The 21,418-nt window shown below is 57.8% G+C and carries 23 protein-coding genes; 15 read left to right on the top strand and 8 right to left on the bottom strand.

Annotation, left to right across the window (positions count from 1 at the left end; all coding sequences use genetic code 11):
- Nucleotides 1–26: 26 nt before the first annotated feature.
- The 3 genes from SMB34_RS17065 to SMB34_RS17075 are packed head-to-tail and all read left to right on the top strand — an operon-like array spanning nt 27 to nt 4,195.
- The gene (locus SMB34_RS17065; RefSeq protein ID WP_051682377.1) at nt 27–2,243 is read left to right on the top strand and encodes an ABC transporter permease; all 2,217 of its coding nucleotides are present in this window, start codon (nt 27–29) and stop codon (nt 2,241–2,243) included.
- Entirely contained in the window at nt 2,240–3,340 is a 1,101-nt protein-coding gene (locus tag SMB34_RS17070; protein ID WP_037991846.1) for an ABC transporter ATP-binding protein, read from the top strand. The genes SMB34_RS17065 and SMB34_RS17070 overlap by 4 nt, the downstream gene beginning before the upstream one ends.
- Before the next feature lie 36 nt (nt 3,341–3,376).
- The gene (locus SMB34_RS17075; RefSeq protein WP_037991847.1) at nt 3,377–4,195 is read left to right on the top strand and encodes an inositol monophosphatase family protein; all 819 of its coding nucleotides are present in this window, start codon (nt 3,377–3,379) and stop codon (nt 4,193–4,195) included.
- A gap of 47 nt (nt 4,196–4,242) precedes the next feature.
- Here the strand turns inward: SMB34_RS17075 and SMB34_RS17080 are convergent, their stop codons facing one another.
- The 4 genes from SMB34_RS17080 to SMB34_RS17095 all read right to left on the bottom strand — a co-directional run bounded on the left by SMB34_RS17080 (nt 4,243) and on the right by SMB34_RS17095 (nt 8,983).
- On the bottom strand, nt 4,243–7,455 hold the full coding sequence (locus SMB34_RS17080) for an ATP-binding protein (RefSeq protein WP_240478862.1): 3,213 nt from the start codon (nt 7,453–7,455) through the stop codon (nt 4,243–4,245).
- Nucleotides 7,456–7,608: 153 nt separating this feature from the next.
- Nucleotides 7,609–8,229: a LexA family transcriptional regulator gene (locus tag SMB34_RS17085; RefSeq protein WP_007090434.1), complete on the bottom strand. Its 621-nt coding sequence runs from the start codon at nt 8,227–8,229 to the stop codon at nt 7,609–7,611.
- A gap of 142 nt (nt 8,230–8,371) precedes the next feature.
- Nucleotides 8,372–8,566 (bottom strand): YegP family protein, encoded by a 195-nt coding sequence (locus SMB34_RS17090; protein ID WP_037991848.1) that lies wholly within the window; start codon nt 8,564–8,566, stop codon nt 8,372–8,374.
- Between the two features lie 129 nt (nt 8,567–8,695).
- Nucleotides 8,696–8,983, bottom strand: coding sequence for a hypothetical protein (locus tag SMB34_RS17095; protein ID WP_007090432.1), 288 nt, complete (start codon nt 8,981–8,983; stop codon nt 8,696–8,698).
- Between the two features lie 349 nt (nt 8,984–9,332).
- Here SMB34_RS17095 and SMB34_RS17100 point away from each other — a divergent pair, with 349 nt between their 5' ends.
- Together SMB34_RS17100 and SMB34_RS20750 are read left to right on the top strand one after the other, a co-directional pair.
- Entirely contained in the window at nt 9,333–9,773 is a 441-nt protein-coding gene (locus SMB34_RS17100) for a hypothetical protein (RefSeq protein ID WP_037992003.1), read from the top strand.
- Complete coding sequence (locus SMB34_RS20750) at nt 9,761–10,273, top strand: hypothetical protein (protein ID WP_051682378.1); 513 nt, start codon at nt 9,761–9,763, stop codon at nt 10,271–10,273. The genes SMB34_RS17100 and SMB34_RS20750 overlap by 13 nt, the downstream gene beginning before the upstream one ends.
- Nucleotides 10,274–10,317: 44 nt before the next feature.
- Here the strand turns inward: SMB34_RS20750 and SMB34_RS17110 are convergent, their stop codons facing one another.
- Together SMB34_RS17110 and SMB34_RS17115 are read right to left on the bottom strand one after the other, a co-directional pair.
- Nucleotides 10,318–10,668, bottom strand: a complete 351-nt coding sequence (locus tag SMB34_RS17110; protein ID WP_007090429.1) for a type II toxin-antitoxin system HicB family antitoxin — start codon at nt 10,666–10,668, stop codon at nt 10,318–10,320.
- On the bottom strand, nt 10,665–10,919 hold the full coding sequence (locus SMB34_RS17115) for a type II toxin-antitoxin system HicA family toxin (RefSeq protein ID WP_037991851.1): 255 nt from the start codon (nt 10,917–10,919) through the stop codon (nt 10,665–10,667). Before SMB34_RS17115 ends, SMB34_RS17110 begins: the two co-directional genes overlap by 4 nt.
- 395 nt (nt 10,920–11,314) lie before the next feature.
- On the opposite strand from SMB34_RS17115, the gene SMB34_RS17125 reads away from it, so the two are divergent.
- The 4 genes from SMB34_RS17125 (at nt 11,315) to SMB34_RS17140 (ending at nt 14,668) form a co-directional block, all read left to right on the top strand.
- Nucleotides 11,315–11,557, top strand: coding sequence for a hypothetical protein (locus SMB34_RS17125; protein ID WP_037991853.1), 243 nt, complete (start codon nt 11,315–11,317; stop codon nt 11,555–11,557).
- 3 nt (nt 11,558–11,560) lie between these two features.
- Nucleotides 11,561–13,402 carry a portal protein gene (locus tag SMB34_RS17130; RefSeq protein WP_037991854.1) on the top strand — a complete coding sequence of 614 codons (1,842 nt, stop codon included), beginning with the start codon at nt 11,561–11,563 and terminating at the stop codon, nt 13,400–13,402.
- Nucleotides 13,399–13,662 carry a Bbp19 family protein gene (locus SMB34_RS17135; RefSeq protein WP_037991855.1) on the top strand — a complete coding sequence of 88 codons (264 nt, stop codon included), beginning with the start codon at nt 13,399–13,401 and terminating at the stop codon, nt 13,660–13,662. The genes SMB34_RS17130 and SMB34_RS17135 overlap by 4 nt, the downstream gene beginning before the upstream one ends.
- A gap of 283 nt (nt 13,663–13,945) precedes the next feature.
- Entirely contained in the window at nt 13,946–14,668 is a 723-nt protein-coding gene (locus SMB34_RS17140; protein WP_051682379.1) for a capsid assembly protein, read from the top strand.
- Here the strand turns inward: SMB34_RS17140 and SMB34_RS17145 are convergent.
- On the bottom strand, nt 14,665–15,465 hold the full coding sequence (locus SMB34_RS17145; protein WP_156962699.1) for a hypothetical protein: 801 nt from the start codon (nt 15,463–15,465) through the stop codon (nt 14,665–14,667). The genes SMB34_RS17140 and SMB34_RS17145 overlap by 4 nt on opposite strands.
- A gap of 230 nt (nt 15,466–15,695) precedes the next feature.
- Here SMB34_RS17145 and SMB34_RS17150 point away from each other — a divergent pair, with 230 nt between their 5' ends.
- From SMB34_RS17150 to SMB34_RS17170, 5 genes are all read left to right on the top strand, one after another.
- Entirely contained in the window at nt 15,696–16,511 is an 816-nt protein-coding gene (locus SMB34_RS17150) for a phage capsid protein (RefSeq protein WP_037991857.1), read from the top strand.
- A 54-nt stretch (nt 16,512–16,565) separates the two neighbouring features.
- Entirely contained in the window at nt 16,566–16,841 is a 276-nt protein-coding gene (locus SMB34_RS17155) for a hypothetical protein (protein WP_037991859.1), read from the top strand.
- Between the two features lie 113 nt (nt 16,842–16,954).
- Nucleotides 16,955–17,527 carry a phage tail protein gene (locus SMB34_RS17160; protein WP_051682380.1) on the top strand — a complete coding sequence of 191 codons (573 nt, stop codon included), beginning with the start codon at nt 16,955–16,957 and terminating at the stop codon, nt 17,525–17,527.
- 79 nt (nt 17,528–17,606) lie between these two features.
- Nucleotides 17,607–18,260 (top strand): phage tail protein, encoded by a 654-nt coding sequence (locus tag SMB34_RS17165; protein ID WP_037991861.1) that lies wholly within the window; start codon nt 17,607–17,609, stop codon nt 18,258–18,260.
- 92 nt (nt 18,261–18,352) lie between these two features.
- Complete coding sequence (locus tag SMB34_RS17170) at nt 18,353–19,012, top strand: phage tail protein (protein WP_037991862.1); 660 nt, start codon at nt 18,353–18,355, stop codon at nt 19,010–19,012.
- Between the two features lie 188 nt (nt 19,013–19,200).
- Here SMB34_RS17170 and SMB34_RS20755 read toward each other — a convergent pair whose 3' ends face one another.
- A complete protein-coding gene (locus SMB34_RS20755; RefSeq protein WP_051682381.1) occupies nt 19,201–20,709 on the bottom strand; it encodes a tetratricopeptide repeat protein in 1,509 nt (502 codons plus the stop codon).
- 125 nt (nt 20,710–20,834) lie between these two features.
- Between SMB34_RS20755 and SMB34_RS17180 the strand changes: the two genes are divergently transcribed.
- Nucleotides 20,835–21,404 carry a phage connector family protein gene (locus SMB34_RS17180; protein WP_037991864.1) on the top strand — a complete coding sequence of 190 codons (570 nt, stop codon included), beginning with the start codon at nt 20,835–20,837 and terminating at the stop codon, nt 21,402–21,404.
- Nucleotides 21,405–21,418 lie beyond the last annotated feature (14 nt).

Here is a 21,418-nt window from a genome sequence, read left to right on the forward strand (position 1 = left end):
GCGTGCAGGAGAGTTTCGTGAACCGGATGCTTTGGTTCTGGCTGGTGATCGGCTGGATCGGTTTTGCAATTTTACCCTGGTATCAGCAGGAATACGGGTTCTGGACCCTGGAATGGCTGTATGACGGCTATCCGATGTATGGCGATTATTCGCCTGCAATCCTGCAAACGACCCTTCATCAAAAATTCTGGCTTTTGCCGATTGCGGCGTTTCTGCTGGTGCCATTGGCGCTGGTGCGGACCGGGCGTGATCATCCGCATTATGCCCGTATCCTGATTTCATGCGGGCTTGGCGGTTTGATCTATCTGGTGGGGCAGGGCTTTTTTGTCGGCATTTCCGGCTGGGGATTTGGTTGGCTTGAGGCGATGTTTGGTCCGCTTGACGTCCGGCAATACGGGCTTGGCTATGGCGCGATGTTTGTTGCGGCCAGCCTGCTTGTGATGCTTTGCACCGGTCTTGCCGCAGCGGGGGCGATGCGGGGTGATGTGTTTGTTACCTCCGCCATCGGGACGGTTATTGCGCTTGTCGGGTTGTTTGTCTTCTTTCCGGTCGCGCGCATTTTCATCGGATCGTTTGTCGATATTGATGGCAACCTTTCGGGCGTGGCCTTTATCCGCAATTTCCTTGATGACAGCATCTGGGGGCTGGGCTGCCTTGCCGGGGGTGTTTGCGGGGTTGCGTGGAATACGGCGTTTCTGGCGGTTCTGACCGCTGTTTCGACCACGCTGCTTGGGCTTTCATTTGCGCTTGTGGTGACGCGGACCGGGTTCCGGTTCAAAAAGCCGCTGCGGGTTTTGACGGTGTTGCCGATCATTACCCCGCCTTTCGTGATCGGTTTGGCATTGATCCTTCTTTTTGGCAGATCGGGGGCTGTAACGCAGTTCTTTGCTGATCTGCTCGGGGTGGAGGCAGGGCGCTGGCTTTATGGCCTCCCTGGAATCTGGCTGGCACAGACCCTGTCCTTCACCCCGATTTCTTTTCTGGTGCTGATCGGTGTGGTCGAGGGTGTCAGCCCGTCGATGGAAGAGGCATCGCAAACCTTGCGGGCCGGACGTTGGAAAACGTTTGTCAATGTGTCGCTGCCCTTGATGCGCCCCGGTTTGGCCAATGCCTTTCTGCTGGCCTTTATCGAAAGCATGGCCGATTTCGGTAACCCGATGGTTCTGGGTGGCAATTACGAAGTGCTGTCGACCGAGATATTCTTTGCCATTGTCGGCGCACAAAACGATGCCGGGCGGGCTGCCGTCCTTGCGATGATATTGCTGTTCTTCACACTTTCTGCCTTCGCCGCACAGCGGTTCTGGCTCGGCAAAAAATCCTATGCAACGGTATCGGGCAAGGCCGATAACGGTGCCCATGTCGGGCTTAATCCCGGAATGCGTTTGGCGTGCTATTTCACCGCCATTCCGTGGGCGATCTTTACGGTCGTGCTGTATGGCATGATTTTCTATGGCAGCTTTGTCAAACGCTGGGGCTTTGATAACAGCCTGACGCTGGATAATTACGGCGATGCGTTTGGCATTGGCTGGGGCGAGCATGGCATCGTCTGGGCCGGGGCGGCATGGGACAGTTTCTGGACCACGTTGAACATCTCGGCGATTGCGGCACCCCTGACCGCAGCGGTTGGCCTGACGACGGCCTATCTGCTGGTGCGGCAGAACTTCCGGGGCAAAAGTGCCTTTGAATTTGGTACGATGTTAAGCTTTGCCATTCCCGGTACGGTGATCGGTGTCAGTTATATTCTGGCGTTCAACGTGCCGCCATTCGAATTGACCGGAACGGGTGTGATCCTTGTGATCTGCTTTATCTTCCGCAATATGCCGGTGGGGGTGCGCGGCGGGATTGCCGCCATGAGCCAGCTTGACAAAAGCCTTGATGAAGCATCCCTGACCCTTGGTGCCAACAGCTTTACCACGTTCCGGCGTGTGATCCTGCCGCTTCTGCGCCCGGCGATTGTTGCCGCACTGGTTTACAGCTTTGTGCGTGCCATTACCTCGGTCAGTGCGGTGATCTTTCTGGTCAGTGCGGATCACAATATGGCGACATCCTATATCATCGGGCTTGTGGAAAACGGGCGATACGGCGTTGCGATTGCCTATTGCAGTGTTCTGATCCTTGTCATGCTGACCGCGATCCTTGTTGTGAACGGCCTGATCGGGCAACGGCGTCTGCGCCGCGAGGACCGGGTTGAGGCAACATCGGACAAGACATCGACAGGAAATCTGAGAGAGAAGCATTCATGAAACTGAAAACGCGTGCGGGTTCGGTCGTATTCGACAATGTCACCAAGACTTATGGTCACGGGGCAGTTACCGCGATCGACAATGTATCTTTCACCATCAATCCGGGCGAGCTTGTCACCCTTCTGGGGCCGAGCGGCTGTGGCAAGACCACGACGCTTCGGATGATTGCCGGGCTCGAACATGCGACAACGGGCAAAATCCTGATCGGGGGCAAGGATGTCACACAGCTTCCGGCGACGGATCGCGATGTCAGTATGGTGTTTCAGTCCTATGCGCTGTTTCCGCATATGACGGTGGCGGAAAACGTTGCCTATGGGCTGAGTGTCACCGGCGTTGCCAAGGCCGAGGCCAGGGAAAAAGCCGAAGAGGGGCTTAACCTTGTTGGTTTGGGCGGATATGGCAGTCGCCTGCCGTCCGAGCTTTCGGGCGGGCAGCAGCAAAGGGTGGCGGTGGCGCGTGCGCTGGTGCTGGAACCCGAAGTTCTGTTGCTGGACGAGCCGTTATCGAACCTTGATGCCAAGCTTCGCCGTCATGTGCGGACCGAAATCCGCGATTTGCAGCAAAAACTTGGCCTGACGGCGGTTTATGTGACCCATGATCAGGAAGAAGCATTGGCCGTGTCGGACCGGATCATCGTGATGAACCGGGCGGTGATCGCGCAGCAGGGCACGCCACGCGAATTGTATGAACAGCCGCAATCGGAATTTATCGCCGATTTTATCGGTGATGCCAATCTGGTTGACGGGGAAATCATCAGCATCGATGGCAATCACGCCCGCGTCGATATCGGCGGCGCGCACTGCAATCTGCGTCATCGCGGGCAGGCAAAGGGACCGGTCCGGGTGGCGGTGCGACCCGATGCGGTGCAACTGACCGGATTGGCGGCGATTGCGGGTGATGCGCATGTCATTGAAACGTCGCTAAAAGGTCACATTACGCATGCAGCCTATCTTGGTAGTCAGATGCAGTATTCTGTGGCAACCCCGATTGGCGAGCTGTTTGTGATCGATCATCGGATCGATACACCGATCATCGCGGGTGAACAGGTTGCCATCGGCTTTTCCGAACGCGGCATGGCCGTGGTTTCGGGGCAATAACGGATCAATCGCAAAACTGTTTCAGGCAGGGACAAAGTGGAAAAGACATTTTCGGGAATTGATATCGAAGCACGGTTTGAACATGCGCGCGACGTGATCCGCGAAGCGGGCAAACGCGCCATGGAATATTACGAAGGCGACGCCGCCGACCTTGCGATTGAAACCAAAACCAACGCGCTTGATATGGTCAGCATTGCGGACAAAAACGTCGAGGCGATTATCCGCGACCGGATCGGCGATGCCTTTCCCGAGGATGGGTTCCTGGGCGAGGAAATGGGCATCGAGAAGGGCGATAATGACTGCCTTTGGGTAATTGATCCGATTGATGGCACGGCCTGTTTTGTCAATCAGATGCCGACCTGGTGCATTTCGGTTGCCCTTATGATCGGCAAGGAAGCGGTCATCGGCCTGATTTACCATCCGTGCAATGGCGAGCTTTTCAGCGCGGTGATCGGGGATGGCGCACGCGTGAATGGCGAGCCGGTCAAGGCCAGCGATGCCAAACTTGTCAGTGATGGTGTCATGGGGATCGGCATGTCGCATCGTCTGCCAAGCAGTTCGATCGTGCCGGTGATCGGCCAGTTGCTTGACGAGGAAGGCATGTTCATCCGCAACGGGTCGTGTGCGTTGATGATGGCCTATGCCAGTGCCGGGCGTTTGATCGGCTATTACGAGCCGCATATCAATCCGTGGGATTGCATGGCGGGGATTGTCCTGATGCGTGAAGCGGGGGGCTGGTGCAATGATTTTCTTGATCTGCCCAACGTGCTTGAAGAAGGCGGGCCTATATTGGCCGCGGGGCCCAATGTTGCCAAACATCTGGCGGATATGATCGGGCTTTCGTATCGGGGCTGATCACACCTGATGGCACGATATTGAATGCATGCTGACCGGTGCCGGGTTTAGTCCCCGGTGCCGGTCAGTTGCTGTTTGCGTTCTGTGAGCATGCGGTAATCAAGGCGGGAAAGTTCGTGATTGATGGCCTTGATATCGAGCGGCTTGGTGCAGTGCGCATCCATGCCGGCCGCGCGAAATTCTGCCAGATTGTCGCTTGATGTATCTGCGGTCAGGGCCAGAACCGGGATGGTTGCCTTGATCGGGTCGGCAAATTCGCGGATCTGGCGGGTGGCTTCGATCCCGTCCATGACGGGCATATGCACATCCATCAAGACCGCGTCAAAATCATGTTCAAGCAGTTGGTCAAGGGCTTCCTGCCCGTTGGCGGCGGTGACGATTTCATGGCCCTGCTGTTCAAGCAGTTTCTGGGCGAGAATACGGTTGATCTGGATATCCTCGACCAGAAGAAGCTTCCGTCCCATGACGCGCGGTTTGTCCGGATCGGCGAGGCCGAGCTGACGGTCGTCTTCGGCTTCGCTACCACGTTTTGGCGCGTCTGTCAGCGGCAGGTCGAGGTCAAACCAGAAGGTGCTGCCCTTGCCCTCGATGCTTTCGACATCAATCGTGCCGCCCATCGCCAGGATCATTTTCTGACAGATCGCAAGGCCAAGGCCGGTTCCGCCAAAACGGCGGGTTGTTGATGTATCGACCTGTGTGAAGGCTTCGAAGATCGAGCGGACCTTGTCGACCGGGATGCCGATCCCCTCGTCACGGACAGAGATGCGGAACGCCATGCGACCGTTGGTGGTTTCCTGCCGGGTTACGACAACATGGATAGTGCCGGATCTGGTGAATTTGATCGCGTTGGAAACCAAATTGGTCAGGACCTGCTTGATGCGGACCGGATCGCCGATCACCCAGCGCGGCATGTCGGCCGGGATATCAAGATGCAGGCGGTTATCCTGATTGCGTGCCGGGACCATCATCATGGAAACGACTTCTTCGCAAATCGCGTGTATGTCGGTTGGCACTTCTTCAAGGACCAGTTTGCCGGCCTCGATCTTTGAGAGATCAAGAACATCGCCGATCAGGGACAAGACATGACGCCCGGCCCCATTGATGGTCGAAAGATAGCTTCGGATGGTTTCGGACGGTTCGTTTTTGTCAATGGCATCGCGTGCCAACTGGGCGTAGCCGAGGATCGAGGTCATTGGGGACCTGAATTCGTGGCTCATATGGGCGATGAATTCGGATTTTGCGCGGTCGGCCTGTTGCGCCTGATTCATGGCGTTTTCGGCTTCCTGACGGGCGTTATCAAGTTCGCTGGTGCGTTGATAGACCAGATCGACAATCCGTTTTTCGGTGCGGGTCAGGGACCGCAGATAGACCATCAGAAGGATGCTGATGGTGGCACCAAATACAAAGATCGCCCATGGCTGCCAGTATAAAAGCCCGTTCAGGCGGGCTTCGGGCCCGTGCAGGACAATCGTCCAGTCGCGGAAGCCAAAGGTAAAGGTCGAGACCTTGGGGTTATAGCCGGAGGTGATTTCCTTGACGATATGCGTGATCGCATATTCCGGGCGTCGATTGGAATAGATCAGTTGATGGCCTTCGGGGGCATCCATATCCGCCAGATGGATTTCAAAATCCGATGGCAGGCGGGCAATGCGGGCGGCACGCGTGATCATATTGGTCAAACGCAGCACGCCAACCGCAAGACCAAGCGGTGCCTTGCCGGGATTGCGCCGGTTCGGGACATTTAAAAAGGCCAGTGCCGTGATTTCGGCGGTGGCGGACTGCCGCATCCGTATCGGTTCGGTCAGGGTAATGTTTCCGGTACGGATGGCGGTTTGCAGGGCCTGGTTGCGGATTTCATCGCTTGCCAGATCGAACCCGACGACATTTTCATTGCCGGACTGCGGAAAAACGTAAAAAACCGGGAAATATTCATCGCGTTCCGGGGAGCGTCGCATGTCGCCATCGATCAGATTGCGAATTTCAAAATTTTCAACACCCCGGAGGGAGGCATTTTCCTCGATCAGACCGCGCGCGCGGCGTTCGATATAGGGGACCCATTCCAGTGCTGCGACACCCGGTCTGCGTTCGACCCACGGGCCGATCATGGCGTTGAAGGTATGAAACGACACATCGCCATGGACATCAAACAGGGTGCGCACGGCAATCAGGCTGTCGGTGGCGCGGCCCAGTTCTTCGCGAAGGGATGCTTCGAAGGCGCGGCGGTACTGTTCCGTCTGGACGTCAACGGCGTGATCGATCTGACCGAATGTGTACCATGCCGCCAGCCCCGATATCGAAAAACCGGTCAGGCCGACAATCAGGGCCAGGTTGCGACGCAGACGGTGGATGTCGCTTGAAATCCGGCCATCGCGGGTGCGCATGGTGATGACATTGATTTTTTCGATGCCCGCACCGAGCAACAATGTCCCGACCGAAACCGCAATCACATAGCTGTAAAGATTTTCAAGGCCGATATTCATGTTGGAGGTGTGGATAAAGGTGCTTTCGCCCAAGGCGGCAAAAACAACGATATCAACGACGATAAAGGCATTGACCAATGCCGCGCCCAGCAACCCGAACCGCACCGCCCCCCACAGAACAAAGGGCAGGGAGACAAAGATGAACAGATATTCCGGTTTGGCAATCAGCGGGGTTGTCTGGACGACCGAGGACACGATGATGGTGGCGACACAGACAAAGGCCAGTTCGCCGTAATATGCAAAGCCGTGTGATCGCCATTTCTGATGGATCAGGCGCAAAACCAGCGGCCCGATCACCATTACACCGACCAGATCACCAAGCCACCAGCCCCGCCAGATGGTGGCGAACTGATCAAAATTGCCAATTGCCGTCAGGCTGAGGCTTGTCGTACCGCAAAGTGCTGCAAGTGCCGGGCCACCAAGCCCGCCGATCATGATCAGGCTGAAAATCCCGCGCGCGGTCAAAAGCGGGGAGCGGCCAGATATCCGGGCGATCAGTATCGCGGAAAGCGTCGCGGCCAGGGTGTTGCCGATTGCAATCAGAATGGCGGTTTCAACCGGTGCCGCCGTCGTCAGGTTCACCAGAAGCGCACCTGCAAACACGGCGGGAAAATAACGCCATCCCCATGCAATCAAAGACCCCAAGGCAATCCCGGAAGGCGCCCAGATCAGGGTGACGCTGCTGCCATAGAAGGGGAATTGCAACCCGGCATAGCCAAAAACGAAATAGGTTAGCGCAGTCGCCACAAAGCGGATGATGTGCACAGGGGCCAAACGCAAATTCGTTCCTTCCCGGGGTTGGGCGCTTCTGATCAGATGGGAAGCCGGGCGCAAAAATGAAGACCCCGATCCCAATGTTTCGGGACGATTATCACGCAAAATTCTTAACGCACTATCCCCATTTGAGGAGAATGCAAAAAGGTGATGGTTGTTCTATTGGCTGACCCAAAGGACGCGCGCGATCCAGTCAATGTCGCGGGCTTCGACATAGCGGTCCTCATAGGCCGGGTTCAGCGATTTCAGTTCCACCCCCATCGCCCCGCGGCGCACCAGTTCCTTGGCCATGACTTCGCCCGATGTGGTTTTGACAACCACGCGGTCCTGCGGGCGGATGTTTGATGCCGGGGAGACGACAATCAGATCGCCATCGCGAAAGACCGGGGCCATGGAATCCCCCGAAATCCGAAGCCCGTAGGCGGTCGGATCATGCAGGGCGGGAAAGGTGATGTCTTCCCACGCGCCGCCAACCGGATAACCGGCATCATCAAAAAAGCCGCGATTCCCGGCCTGGGCAAAGCCGATGACCGGCACGCGCCCGGCCCCGTTGCCATCGACAAGCTGGGCGAATTCCTGAAAGGTGACATTGGCCACCGAGAGCACCTTTGAAATGCTTTCGGTCGAGGGCCAGCGGGGTTTGCCCTGATTTGTCGTGCGTTTGGACCGGTTGAAAGTGGTGGGGTCAAGCTGCGCCAGACGGGCCAGCCCGGAGGGGGTCAGCCCGTTATCTTCGGCGATCTTGTCGAGTGCGCCCCATATCTGTTCTTGCCGGATCATGCGGTATCCTAGCAGGATGACGGGGCGGCCGAAAAGGAACAAATTCCTTGCATATCCGAAAGTTGAACCGATATCGCCATATGATTGAAAAGGTTATCAACCCCGGCAATGCATGCCGGGGTTTTGGGGGCAGGCGGTGGCGTCATGCACCGGCTTCATGCACCGGGACGTCTTTTGATGCTTTCAGCAGATCGATGCTATGAAGGCAGTCGGCTTTGGCTTTGTAGCCCTCGCTGCTCATGGAGATTTTAAGGCCGTTGCGCGCGATATAGGTCCAGCGCCATTCGCCTTTCTTGTCCTTGTAAAGCTCGTAACGCGGGGCGGGTGCATTTGCCATGGGAGACTCCTGACTGTCAGTGGATCGGCATGCAGTGGATTGCATCGACCGGTGATGGAAAATTGCCCGATGGGGCGTCCATGAAGACAGTTCAGAAGCGGTTTTGTGATGAAAGGGGCCGGGCGGTGATTAGCGCAGAAGTGCAATCCCGTCATCGTGGCCGGCCAGCAGGATCACATCCTTTTTCGACGGGGCCTTGCATTTCGTGGCCGGGCGGAGTGCGAGCAGGGAGGTCGCAATTTTCTGCGCGCCGGGGGAGAGGAAAAACGCATCATCCGGCCCCAGTTCGCGGGAGCAGAAAAGGGCGGCATCACGTGGTTTTTTGGCGGCAATGAAAAGCTTTTCAAACGCATCGACAAAATCGGTCGATGTTCCCATTGCTTCCTGTTGCGTCATTTTGATGCTGGCCCAGCTCATGGGAGTCTCTCGTCTGGTTGTGGATATTTCACAGGCCATTATTCATCCGCTGGCCCGCAAGTCGAGGATTTTTGCGGTCGTTCGAATAATAGGAAATTAATCCTTTACAATGAGAACAAAAAGGGATTATAGCTTGTGGATCAACACCGGAAGTGCATCCGGAAATAGCTTTGATGCGGTCAGAATGGCGGAAAGCGGCATATAAGCCGGGTTTTGCACGTATCACGTTGGCCATCTTTACATATCCGGCAGGCAATTGGCTTTGGGCTTCTTTGAGGCGCGAAAGGGGATAATTGCGCGCGTTTTCGGAGGTGTTGATGCGAGACAGGCAGTTCAGCAGGAGGGCGAAATGAGTGAACAGAGACTTTTTCCCAAGCCGATCGCGGACCGCGTGACGACCCCGTTTTCCAGCGCAATGCAGGCGTGGTTCTGGTTTGTGCGGTGCCAGGCGTCACGGATCGAAGGGGCACGTGTGGTGGCGGATGCCAGTGACGTTGTGCGCCCGTGCGACCCGGATGATATTTATAACGCGGTCATGCGGCTCCGGCGTGAAAATGTGCTGGGTGACCGGCATTTGCAGGTGATCGAATATTACGGGCTGGTGGAACGCACACCCGATCCGCGTGATGGCCGTGAAAAGCCGAAATATGATCTTTGGTGTGATGCGATGGCGGCCTTGCAGGATGCGTTGATTGCGCGCGATATCGTCCTGCCAGGGGCCGAGGATGCCTTTCACCATCCCGAAAGGATGATTAAAATGACGGGAGAATTGCCGCCATGCAGACTTTGACCCGAGAGGCAATCCGGCCCGATATCCAAGCGGGTGCTCAGGCGGATTCTGTGCCGAAACAGCCGGTAAATTCGCCAACTGAACCGGTGATGCGCGATGTGCTTGTCGTGTTTGCCGATGCGCCCGAAAAGCGGCTTTTGCGGTGGTTGAAACCCGGTTTCCGGCATTGTTTCGTGCTGATGTCGGGCGGACGTGCCGGGGAGTGGATCTGCCTTGATCCGCAAAGCCACCGGGTGGCGTGCGATGTCTGGCAATATTCGGTTCTGTTCGATCCCGAAGCCCATTACCGGGCGCGCGGATTTGACTGCATCTGGGTCAGTTATCCGGCGGAAGTCCCCCGGCGGGTGCGGTTGGGTGCGTTTACCTGTGTCGAGTTCGTCAAACGGTTGCTGGGCATTTCCGGGTTCTGGATCGTGACGCCGCATCAACTTTTTTGTGCGATAAAACGTGCGGAAACAAAGGAGATGCTGCAAGCGGAGAAATGGCCGCTATATGGCTGAGACTGTGCCGCCTGAGCCTTTGAAAAACCAGCATTTTTCGAGGTTCAGGCGGGGATGTCTTCGCGGTCAAGATGCCTGCGAAGCGCATCAATAACCACGTTGTTAAGGTTCATGTGATGGCGCAGGGCAAACAGCATTGCCCGACGATGAAGTTCGGGACCGGGCCGCACATTAAAACTGCCCTTTAACGGGGTGTCAGGGGCACGGTTTTCTGACTGGCAAAGTTCAAGATAGTCTTCCACGGCTTCGTGAAAGGCGTCCTTGAGGCTTTTGGCATCCGTTCCCTCATAGGTGACAAGGTCGCGAATGAATTCGAGCTTCCCGTGGAATACTTCATCCTCGTCGCTGAATTCCACCGATCCAAGATAGCCTTTGTATTCGAGCATGTTGGTCATATCAGTTTCTCTTCGGTCAACAATCGCAACACTTCGTTGATGACATAAAGCTTCACGATGTTGCCTGGATGTGGTTTGTGCAGGCTGATCGTGGGTGCCGTTGCATGGGTGAATTTGCGCCGTGAACCGCCGGTTTTTCCGCTATTGTTTTCGGTATAACCCAAGGCCGTCAGAAGGCGGACCAGTTCATCCCAGCTAAAATCTTTTGGTCTGCTTTTAAGCCGTTCAATCAGTTTGTCTTTCCTGCCCATGGCAATTTGCGACGCCCTGATTTGTTGCGGATGAAATGGAATATAACAAATGCCGGGATTTTATGCAACTAAAACTAGTTGCATCTTGATGTTGGCGAGATTCAGGACGTTTTTGGTGAAATTAAACATGCAAAAACAAATGTTTATGAAGAAAATAGCATTTTTCTGAAAAATGTTCTTGATTTGTTCTTTTTCTTGTGCCATAAGGGAGAAGTCAACACCACAATTGCGCCCGCATCGCTTTATCGCGTTGCGGGCGTTTTTGTTTCCAAGCCCGTTTAAGGGCGTTTGTTTTTTTTAGCCCCGGTTTGGGGCTGTTTGTTTTTTGGGCCCCGGTTTGGGGTGTTTTGTTTTGCCCCGTTCGGGGCGGGGGCAGAAGGAGGTAAAGGGGCATCATGGGCAGTCTGTTTTCGACACCAAAACCATCCGCGCCACCACCAATTGCCACCAGTCCGTCCGCAAACGCGGCGTCCGTCGATGACGGGGAAAGTGCGGCAGAAGCGGCACGACGGGCGCGGTCCGAGGCGCTGGAGCGGCGACGCTATGGCCGGGCCGGTCTGATCGGTACGGGGTTTCGTGGCCTGTTGTCAGACCGGATCGACCGTGCGGCGGGTGGCAAAAATCTTTTGGGGGATTAGGCGATGACAGAACGGCAGAACCGCAAAGCGCGCCCGGTCCGTCCGGCCCGGAAGGTGGGGGCGGCGGCGAAGCGTGCGACGTCTGATCGGGGGCTTCCCGATGGAGCGCAGCGTGCTGCCGGTCGGAATGCGACCGGGCCGGGTGATGCCAATCCGGGGGATGCCAGGCCGGGTGATGCCAGGCCGTCGGGAGCAGACCAGACGGCGGCGACATTTGGCCGGATGGCGAAGGAGCCGGTCGGCCGTCTTGGAGCAGGTGCTGGTGCTGGTGCGGGGACAGGCAGCAATGCCGGGACCGGAACCAAAGCCGGCGGGATTGCGATTGCCGATTTGCGGGCCCGGTTCCGGGCGGCGGTCGGGCAGAAGCAGGGCTGGGTCCGGCATTGGCAGGAATGTTACGAATTTGCCCTGCCGCAACGCAATGGGGCGAGCGAGCAACCGGGGGCATCCGGCGGGGTATCTGGTGGGGAGAAGAAATTTGATCGGGTGTTTGATGCCACGGCCCCCGATGCGGTCGAGCAGCTTGCGGCAAGCCTGATGGCGGAAATCACCCCGCCGAGTGGTGGCTGGTTCGCGTTTGAGCCGGGCGGCAATGTGGCGGATGCGGATCGGGACATTCTGACCGCGCGGCTGGCGCGCGCCGCAAGTATTTTGCAGGGGCATTTTGACCGGTCCAATTTCGCGGTCGAGATGCATCAGGCGTTTCTCGATCTGGTGACGGCGGGGACGGCGTGCCTTCGACTTGAAGCGGATGATTTCCTAAGCCCGTCGGCGTTCCGGTTTGGCGCGGTGCCGCTGCGTGAACTGGCGTTCGAGGAACGCAGTGACGGCAGAATGGATGCGGTGTTTCGCAAGCTGTCGCTGACCCGTGACGAGATTGCAAGGCAATGGCCAGAGGCGCGGTTGCCCGATAGGGATCGGGATGAGGGGCAGAGCCCGAGACGATACGCGGTGGTCGAGGCGGTTCTGCCCGATCCGGGGGCGTTTGGCGGTTATCAGCTTTGCGTGTTTTTTGAGGATGGCGGGCAGGTATCGGGTGGTCTGGCCGGCGAAGATGGGGTGATCCATCGGGACCGGTTTGAGGTGTCGCCCTATATCGCGTTTCGCTGGATGAAGGCACCGGGCGAGGTTTATGGCAGGTCGCCGGTGATGAAGGCGCTGCCCGATATCAAGACGGCGAACAAGGTGGTCGAGCTGGTGCTTAAAAACGCATCCATCGCGGTGACCGGCATCTGGCAGGCCGATGATGACGGGGTTTTGAACCCGGCGGCGATCCGGCTGGTGCCCGGCAGCATCATCCCGAAGGCGGTCGGGTCGGCGGGGTTAACGCCGCTTGATGCGCCGGGGCGGTTTGATGTTTCCGATCTGGTGCTGTCGGATTTGCGTGATCGCATCCGGCGGTGCCTGTTGGCCGACCGGCTGGGGCAAAGTGACCAGCCGGGCATGACCGCGACCGAGGTTCTCGAACGCGCATCGGAAAATGCCCGGTTGCTGGGGGCGACTTATGGCAGGTTGCAGGCGGAACTGCTTTATCCGCTTATTCGCCGGGCGATCCATATTCTGGTGCGGCGTGGCGAGTTGCCCGATATGCCGCTTGATGGCGATGTCGTGCAGTTGCGCCATAGCGCGCCATTGGCCCAGTTGCCCAAACGCGTACAGGCCGGGCAGGCGATGGATTGGCTGTCACGCATCGCGACGCTGGGGCCGGAGGCGCTGGGCGAGGTCGACATGCCGCACATGGTCCGCTGGCTTGCCGATCAGTTTGGCGTGCCGGACCATTTGTTAAGGCCGGTTTTGCCGGTTGAGCCAATGGTTGAGATGGCGATGATGGAGGACGCGGTATGAGTGGCTGGGACTGGTTTGAGGAGGTGGCAGCCGCCGACGAAACGGATGAAGCAGATCGGGTGCATTGGCAGCAATGCTTTGGCACGCACGCGGGGCAGAAGGTTCTGGCGGAGCTTGAACGCAGCATCATCAAAACCGCGCTTGGCCCGCAAAGCCCGGATCGGGCGATCTGGATGCGGGAAGGGCAGCGGGCGCTGGTTTTGCAGATGGCGCGGCTTGCAAGGGGCAGCGTAGAGCGGGGCGCGGCGGATAAAGGGTGAGGTTGCCCTTTCTGTTGGTAGCTCTGCGGCGGCTGTGCCGGAGAAGGTGGGGCGCTTGATGCCAGTTTGGTGCATGCGGCACGATGGACTCCCGCCTGCGCGGGAGTGACGGAGAGGGTGGAGAGGCGGGAGCGGTTGAGGCGTGACCTTTGCCTCCCCCGTCATGCCCGCGAATGTGGGCATCCAGACTTTTGTGCCGCGTGTACTGGTAATCAGGAAAAACGCAATTTTATGAACAGGAACCGGGCAGCAGAGAGGCTGCGCGGAGAGGGGAGAGTGTATCATGACCATTGATCAGAACCCGGCGCGGCCAGAAGCCGGGCAGGGGGCGGAGGATAATCTGTTGCGTCCGGCCGATGTGGCGGGCGGCGTGACGGAGGTGTTGGAAGATGTGGAAAGTGGCGCGGAAGATGAGGTTTCCGATGCTGGTGTCTTGCCGGAAGGTGAGGTTGAGGCCGGTGAAGCCATCGCGGTCATTGACCCGGCCAGCATTCCCGAAACGCCGGACGGATACGAGATTGCGGTTGATGACGTGCTGGGCGCGGTTGATCCGGCGTTGAATGCGCGCTTGCATGAAGCGGGATTTACCGGCGCACAGGCGCAGCTTGTTTATGATCTGGCGGCCGAGGTGATCGGGCCGTTAATTGGCGAGGTCGAGGTGGCAGGCAAACGTGCCACGGATCGCGCGGCATTGGCGGCGGAATTTGGCGGGGCGGAAAACTGGAAACGGTTGGCACCGCGGATTGAGAAATGGGGGCGCGAGAACCTGCCCGACGCGGCGTTTGAGGTTCTGTGCCAAACGGCAGATGGGGTGCGCAGCATTCATCGGTTGATGAGTGGCGGGGGAGAGCCGGGATTGAGTACCGGTTTGTCAAGTGATGCGACAGGTGATTTACGTGCTGATATCCGGGCGAAAATGAATGATCCGCGATACTGGCGCGACCGTGATCCGGGGATTGTCGCCGAGGTGCAGGCAGGTTTTGACCGCCTGCATGGCATTTCCTAGTTCACCTGATAGCGGCCATCGGTTTTGTGGACTTCGGGGGGAATGCGGGTGCGCTCGAACGCGGCATACACGTCATAAAGCCCCGGTGCCGGGACGCTGGCAAACGCGTCTTCGGTGAGGGTCACGGCATCATCCATGTTCTGGCGTTTTTCAAAGACGTGGACGGGCACCTGTGCCTGCCCGGCGCGAAGGGCCGTATCGATCAGCATATAGACCGGTTCGATATCGCTGTTTTCAAGGGCAATACCGCCCGTGCCCTCGCAATTGCCGCGAAGGGCGGGGCGGGCGGTTTCGGCCTGTTCTGCCATTTCTTCGGGGCTGCCTGATGTGAGCGGGGTCAGGGCGATTTCGAGGTGATGGGGGCTGCTCGGCGCAAGGTCGTCACGCGTGACATGGTAAACGCCAAGTTCGGCGGCATTGCCGACGGTGGCGGTAGCGGCATCGGTTGTGCTGCTGTTCGCGTCGCTGGCGCGCGTGATGGCATCGGCGTCGCAGAAATTATAGCGGGTAAACATGCGGTAACGGTTGTTTGCCTTGAGCCAGATTTCGACATCGCGATCCGCATTGAAGACGCGCACGAAAACCGGTGCGCCAATCGCAAGATCGGCGTTGGACAGTTCGGCTTCGAGATCGGGCAGAACCCGGTCGCGGATATTTTCCGCGCCAAACCCGGCAAGGGACGAAACCCGGCTGGTGAAATCGTTGAAATAGCCGGGAACGGGGGTATAGGGCAGCAGGGTATAACCCGCTGCCCCAATCCCGATCAGGGCGATGGTGGCAAACAGTTTTGCGCGCAACGCAAACTCCAGATCATCAATTTTGCAACAGGTCCGGCCAAACCGGACAGATGTTCGATCCCCCGTGGCGATGGGGGTTCGAGCCAAAACACAAGACCACTCAACCATGACCGCAAGATGACCGGTTCGGGGTGCAAATAAGGCGGAATTGCCTGATTTGCTGCCGTTTCGGGATGCTGCATCGCGCGTTGCGGTCTTAAAATTGTTTATGGGCAGAAGGATATAAACCGATGAGTGTCACGATTGATAAAAGCTTTGTGGATCATTTCCAGGCCGATGTGCATCAGGCCTATCAGCGGATGGGATCAAAGCTTCGTAATACGGTGCGGGTCAAAAACAGCGTGAAGGGGGCCAGCACGGTTTTCCAGAAAGTCGGCAAGGGCACGGCCACCACCAAGGCACGGCACGGCAAGGTGCCGGTGATGAATGCCGAACATGAGGCGGTGCGCTGTGACCTTCGCGATTATTATGCCGGTGACTGGGTCGATGCGCTTGATGAGCTCAAGACCAATCACGATGAAAAGATGGTTCTGGCCAATGCCGGGGCCTATGCGCTGGGTCGCAAGACCGATGAGCTGATCATCAATGCGCTGGCAAGCGGCGAGGAGCTTATTGATCACAATGATACGGGCTTGACCCTTGGCAAGGTGATGGCAGCGTTTGAGGGCATGGGCAACCGCGATGTGCCCGATGACGGGCAGCGTTATGCGATTGTCGGCTGGAAACAGTGGTCGCAGCTTTTGCAGATCAACGAATTTTCCAATGCCGATTATGTCGGCGATGACGATCTTCCGTGGAAGGGAACGCAGGCCAAGCGGTGGCTTGGCACGCTGTGGATGCCGCATTCGGGGCTTCCGGTGGCGGACGGCATCCGGTCGTGCTTCTGGTATCACAGAACGGCGATTGGCCATGCGATCGGGGCCGATGTGCAGTCCGACATTACCTGGCACGGCGATCATGCGGCGCATTTCGTCAACAATTCCATGAGCCAGGGTGCGGTGCTTGTTGATGATGCCGGGGTGAGCTGCATCCGGGCCAAGGAATAAGCCGCAACAGCGCGTGGCTTTTGAAGATTTTTCATACAGATAACGGAGACCAAAATGGCAGAAGGTTTTAAAGCCAGAAACCTCAGTGTTCTGGCCTATGCCAACGGCTTTACGCTTTGGCATTACATCACCCCGGATTTCGCCGCCGATGTTGATACGGCGGGCTATTTTGCCGATGCCCGCGACATGCTGCGGGTTGGTGACATCATCATCGCCAATACCAACCGCGATGCCACCATGTCCGGCGGGCTGTTCGTCGTGGCAAGTTCGGGGGCTTTGGGCGTTGATGTCCGAGATATGACGGCGATTGGCAGTTCGAATACGGATTGATCTGGCCGCCGTCCGGCTTTACCGATTTTACTGACAGATTTTTGCGTTTTTCCCTCGACCCGTTTCTGCCCCGGCAGGAGCGGTTTTTTTATGTTCAACAAAGGAGAATGCCAATGCAGGGTTCCAAACCGGTCGAATGCGAAGTGCTTAACGTTATCCAGGCGGCGGGTATCTGGCCGGATTGCGATGACAAGACGCAGCTTTTGCAGGCGATCAATACGCTGATTTCGGGTGGCGGCAATGGTGGTGGCGGTGGTGCGACACCGCTTGGCACGGTGCTGCCCTTTGCCGGTGCGACGGCACCGGATGGTTTCATGCTGTGCGATGGTGCCGAACTTCTCGCGAGTGAACATGCCGATCTGTTTGCCGTGATCGGCACGGTTTATGGCGAAGGCGAAGCACCGGGCAGCTTCAAGCTCCCGGATTTGCGTGGCCGTGCGGCGATTGGTGCCGGTCAGGGTGTTGATCTGAGTGATCGGGTTCTGGGGGCGATGGCGGGGGCTGAAACCCACCAGCTTACTGTTGATGAGATGCCCGAACACGATGGTCATATTGATGGTGGTATTGGTCAGGCTGGTAATAATGCCGGGGTTTCCTCCAGTTCCTCAGGATCAATCCGCGGGGGCGGCCAGCCGCACAACAACATGCAGCCTTTCGTGGTGCTGAACTACATCATCAAGGTCTGATTTTACGGCGTTAACTTTTTCCCTCGACCCGGCAGCATTCCGCTGCCGGGTTTTCTTTTGACTGAAACGGAGAATATCCATGCAGTGTAATACACCGGTTGCCAGCGAAGTTCTGAACGTTGTTCTGGCGGCCAATATCGCGCCGGATCGGCAGGATGACACCCAGCTTTTGCAGGCGATCAATACCCTGATTGCCAATGGTGGTTCGGGTGGCAATGGCGGCAATGGCGGCGGTTCTGGTGCCGAAATCGGCTCTGTCACGGCCTTTGCCATGCCGACCCCGCCGGAGGGCTGGCTGGTCTGTGATGGTTCGGCGGTTTCGCGGACCGACTATGCCGATCTTTATGCCGCGATTGGTACCGTCTGGGGCCATGGGGATCAGATTGCCACCTTTAACCTGCCGGATCTTCGCGGCGAGTTTGTTCGTGGTTTTGATGCCGGGCGTGGTGTGGATGCGGATGTGGATCGAGTATTTGCTAGTTCTCAGCAGTTTGCAATTGAGAATATCACGGGGCGTTTCGGAGGCAGCGCATTGCGAGGCGGAAACGATATTTTCGAAGGCGCGTTTCGCAGTAATATTGAGGAGCTGCTCTCTCAAGCTCCTGGCGCTTCTGCATTTGAGCCGTATGGTGCGGATTTTGACGCTTCGCGTGTCGTTCGTACTGCAGCCGAAACCCGCCCGCGCAACGTCGCGATGACCTATGCGATCAAGGCGTTTTATCCGGTTGCCTGATCAGGTTTCGCCTTTCGAATAACGCACTTTTCTATTGCCCCGGCAGCGCAGGTTGCCGGGGTTTTGTTTTTTGAAATGACAGGAGAATGTCTATGTTGGGTTCAACCCCGGTGGATTGCGAAGTCCTTCACGTTATTCAGGCAGCAGGCATTACGCCTAATTGCGATGACAAAACCCAGCTTCTTCAGGCGCTGGATGCCCGCTATCTGGGGCAGAATGGTGGTGCATCCGGTGGCACCGAGATCGGTGTGATCGCAGCTCTTGCCATGCCGACCCCGCCGGAAGGCTGGCTGGTTTGTGACGGTTCGGCGGTTTCGCGGACCGATTATGCCGATCTTTATGCCGTGATTGGCACGGTTTGGGGGGATGGGGACCAGATTGCCACCTTTAACCTGCCGGACCTTCGCGGTGAATTCATTCGCGGTTTTGATGCCGGTCGGGGTGTGGATGATGGGCGTGGGTTTGCGTCTGGTCAGCTTGATCAGATGCAGCGCATTACGGCTCGTGCGTTAGGCTACGGCACTGACGGCGGTATGTTTGCACCGTTTGCGTCATTTGATGGGGCGTTCAGTGAGGCCGAGGCTAATAACAATGGTAGAGCTGCCGTGGGCACCCATAGTGGTTTGGTGTCCGGGTTGGCATTTGACAGTGCTGGCTCGCCAAATGCCCGAGTTGGCGCCGAAACCCGTCCACGCAACGTCGCGATGACCTATGCGATCAAGGCGTTTTATCCGGTGGCGGCTTCGAGCTAGGGCCTGATTGAGTGATGGGCGGGGTCCGGGGTTCCGGGCCCTGCTTTTACCTGCGGCACGAAGGACTGGATTCCCGCCTGCGCGGGAATGACGGCAGGGAAAAGCTCCTTTCACCGTCACTCCCGCGAAAGCGGGAGTCCATCGTGTCGCATCCTTAAAACCGGCCATGAGCCTGCCGTCCGATGGTTTTACTGCGCCCCTTTTTCCGCCAGATATTTGGTGACCTGAGCGGATGCTCGGGCGCGTTGTTCGTAGGTGACGGAGGGGGCGGCGACTTCGATCCAGGTTTTGGCTTCGACATGATCGCGCGCGGCGGCGATGGACAGATAATACCAGGCAAGTTCGAGGTCTTCGGTGGTGTATTCGCCGTAATAATGCATCCGGCCCATGGCGGCAAAACCGTTGGTATCGTCAAGTTCGACGGCCTTCTGATACCAGACAATTGCGCCTGCCGGGTCTTCGGGGCCGCCGATGCCGTATTCAAGGAAATGGCCGTAATAGTAAGGGGCATCGGGATCGCCGTTTTCAGCGGCAAGCTTCATCCACTTCCGGGCCAGCACCGGATCGGGTTCGATGCCCTCGGCACCGGACTGGTAGATGGCGGAAAGGTTGTATTGGGCGTAGGCGTCGCCGTCGGAGGCGGCCTTTTCATACCATTCGCGTGCGCGGGGAAGGCTGACATCGACCCCGATGCCGTGCAGATAGCAATCGGCCAGATTGACCATGGCAGACACATCGCCCAGATCGGCGGCGCGCCGATAGTGATAGGCGGCTTCGGTGGCGTCGGGTGCGACGCCTGACCCGTTGAGATACATGACGCCAATCAGGTTGATCGCCCCGGCATGGTTATGATCCGCCGCCTTGCGGGCCAGTTCCATCGCGCGGGGGAAATCCTGCGGCATGCCATCGCCATAATAGGCGGCCAGCGCATCGGCAAAGAGCGGTTCGGTATCGGTTGCCGGGGCGGTCGCCGTCGGTTCGGGGGCGGGTTTGGGTACCGGTTCGGGTGCGGGAGCTGGTTCGATCTCGACGAGCCGGAAGGATGTAAAGCGTTCGGTTATCTTGCCGTTGGCATCCATGGTCCGGTTGGTGAAGGGGCAGGGTTCTGATGCCGGGTAGGTCGTAATCCCGCTGTCACCTGCCATCGCCTCTATCGCCGGGGCGTATCCCTGTTTGGCAGCACAATTGTACCAGCCTTCGGCTTCTTCGAAGGCATCAAAGAAGAGGAATTGTCCTTCGAGATATTTGGCCAGAGCAAACTGGGCGGCGGGATCGCCATTCATGGCGGCGTCGCGCAGGGCGTCTTCATCGAAAGTCCCGGAGATCGGATCAGCGGGCTTCGGATCGTCGGCGGTGTAACCGGCCCCGGTGTAATAGCATTCGCCGGTTTCGCTGATATCGAAATTGGCGTTGATGTTTTGCAGCTGATCAATGGCGGGCTGGTCACCCTGCAGGGCAGCGCATTCAAGCAGGCGGGTGATGGTGAAATGTTCATCATCGTCAATGTCGCCGTCCTCGGCATACTCGTAGGACAGCAAGACCGCCAGCAGGCGCTGGGCCTCGGCATTGCCTGCGTAGGACTTGCGCCAGTAATTATCGATCAGGATGTCGTCATCGATACTTTGGGCCGATGTGACGGCAGATGTGCCGATGATTCCGATCAGGAAAAGCGATGCGAAAAGCTGGGACCGCGACATTGATGCTCCATTCCTGCGGGCCGGTCGAGGCGGCCACGGATTACCCGACGCTGTCACGGTCGGTTGAGACGGATTTTGACAATATTTCAACGATATCGGCAACCGGGAATTGAAGGGAAAGCGATATGGCACTGAGCGACATCGCACTTTGTGCGCGTGCATTGGTGATGATCGGGGCGGCACCGATTGTTTCGTTTGAGGATGACACCGCCGAGGCGGAGGTGGCGGGAATGCTTTATCCGGCCATTCGGGACGGGATGCTGGCGGCGTATCCGTGGCGGTTTGCCGCGCGTGGGGCGTGGCTGGCGCGGAGGGAGAGTGAGGAAGTTTTGGGCGCTGGCGAGGGCATGTTTGTCCTGCCCGGTGATTTTATCCGGTTGCTGTCGCTTGAGACGGATGGCGGGGCGGTGCCGGAGTTTGAGCTGGTGCAGGGGGCGGTGAGGTGCGGGGCGGATCGGGCGTATTTACGCTATGTCGGGCGGATGGCCGACGGGGCGTTTCCGGCGTTTTTCGATCTGGCGCTGATCACGCGCCTGGCGGCGGAATTTTGTGTGCCGCTGACCGAAAGTACGTCGCGGGCGGAATATCTGTTTAAACGTGCCGAAGACCAGTTTCGCAGCGCCCGGCTGGCCGATGCGCAGCAATCGACCCCGCGCGCGATTGGCGATTTTACCCTGATCGCGGCGCGGGGATAGGGATTTTGGGGCGA

It is taken from the genome of Thalassospira permensis NBRC 106175 (assembly GCF_000714555.1).
Taxonomy (GTDB): Bacteria; Pseudomonadota; Alphaproteobacteria; order Rhodospirillales; family Thalassospiraceae; genus Thalassospira; species Thalassospira xiamenensis.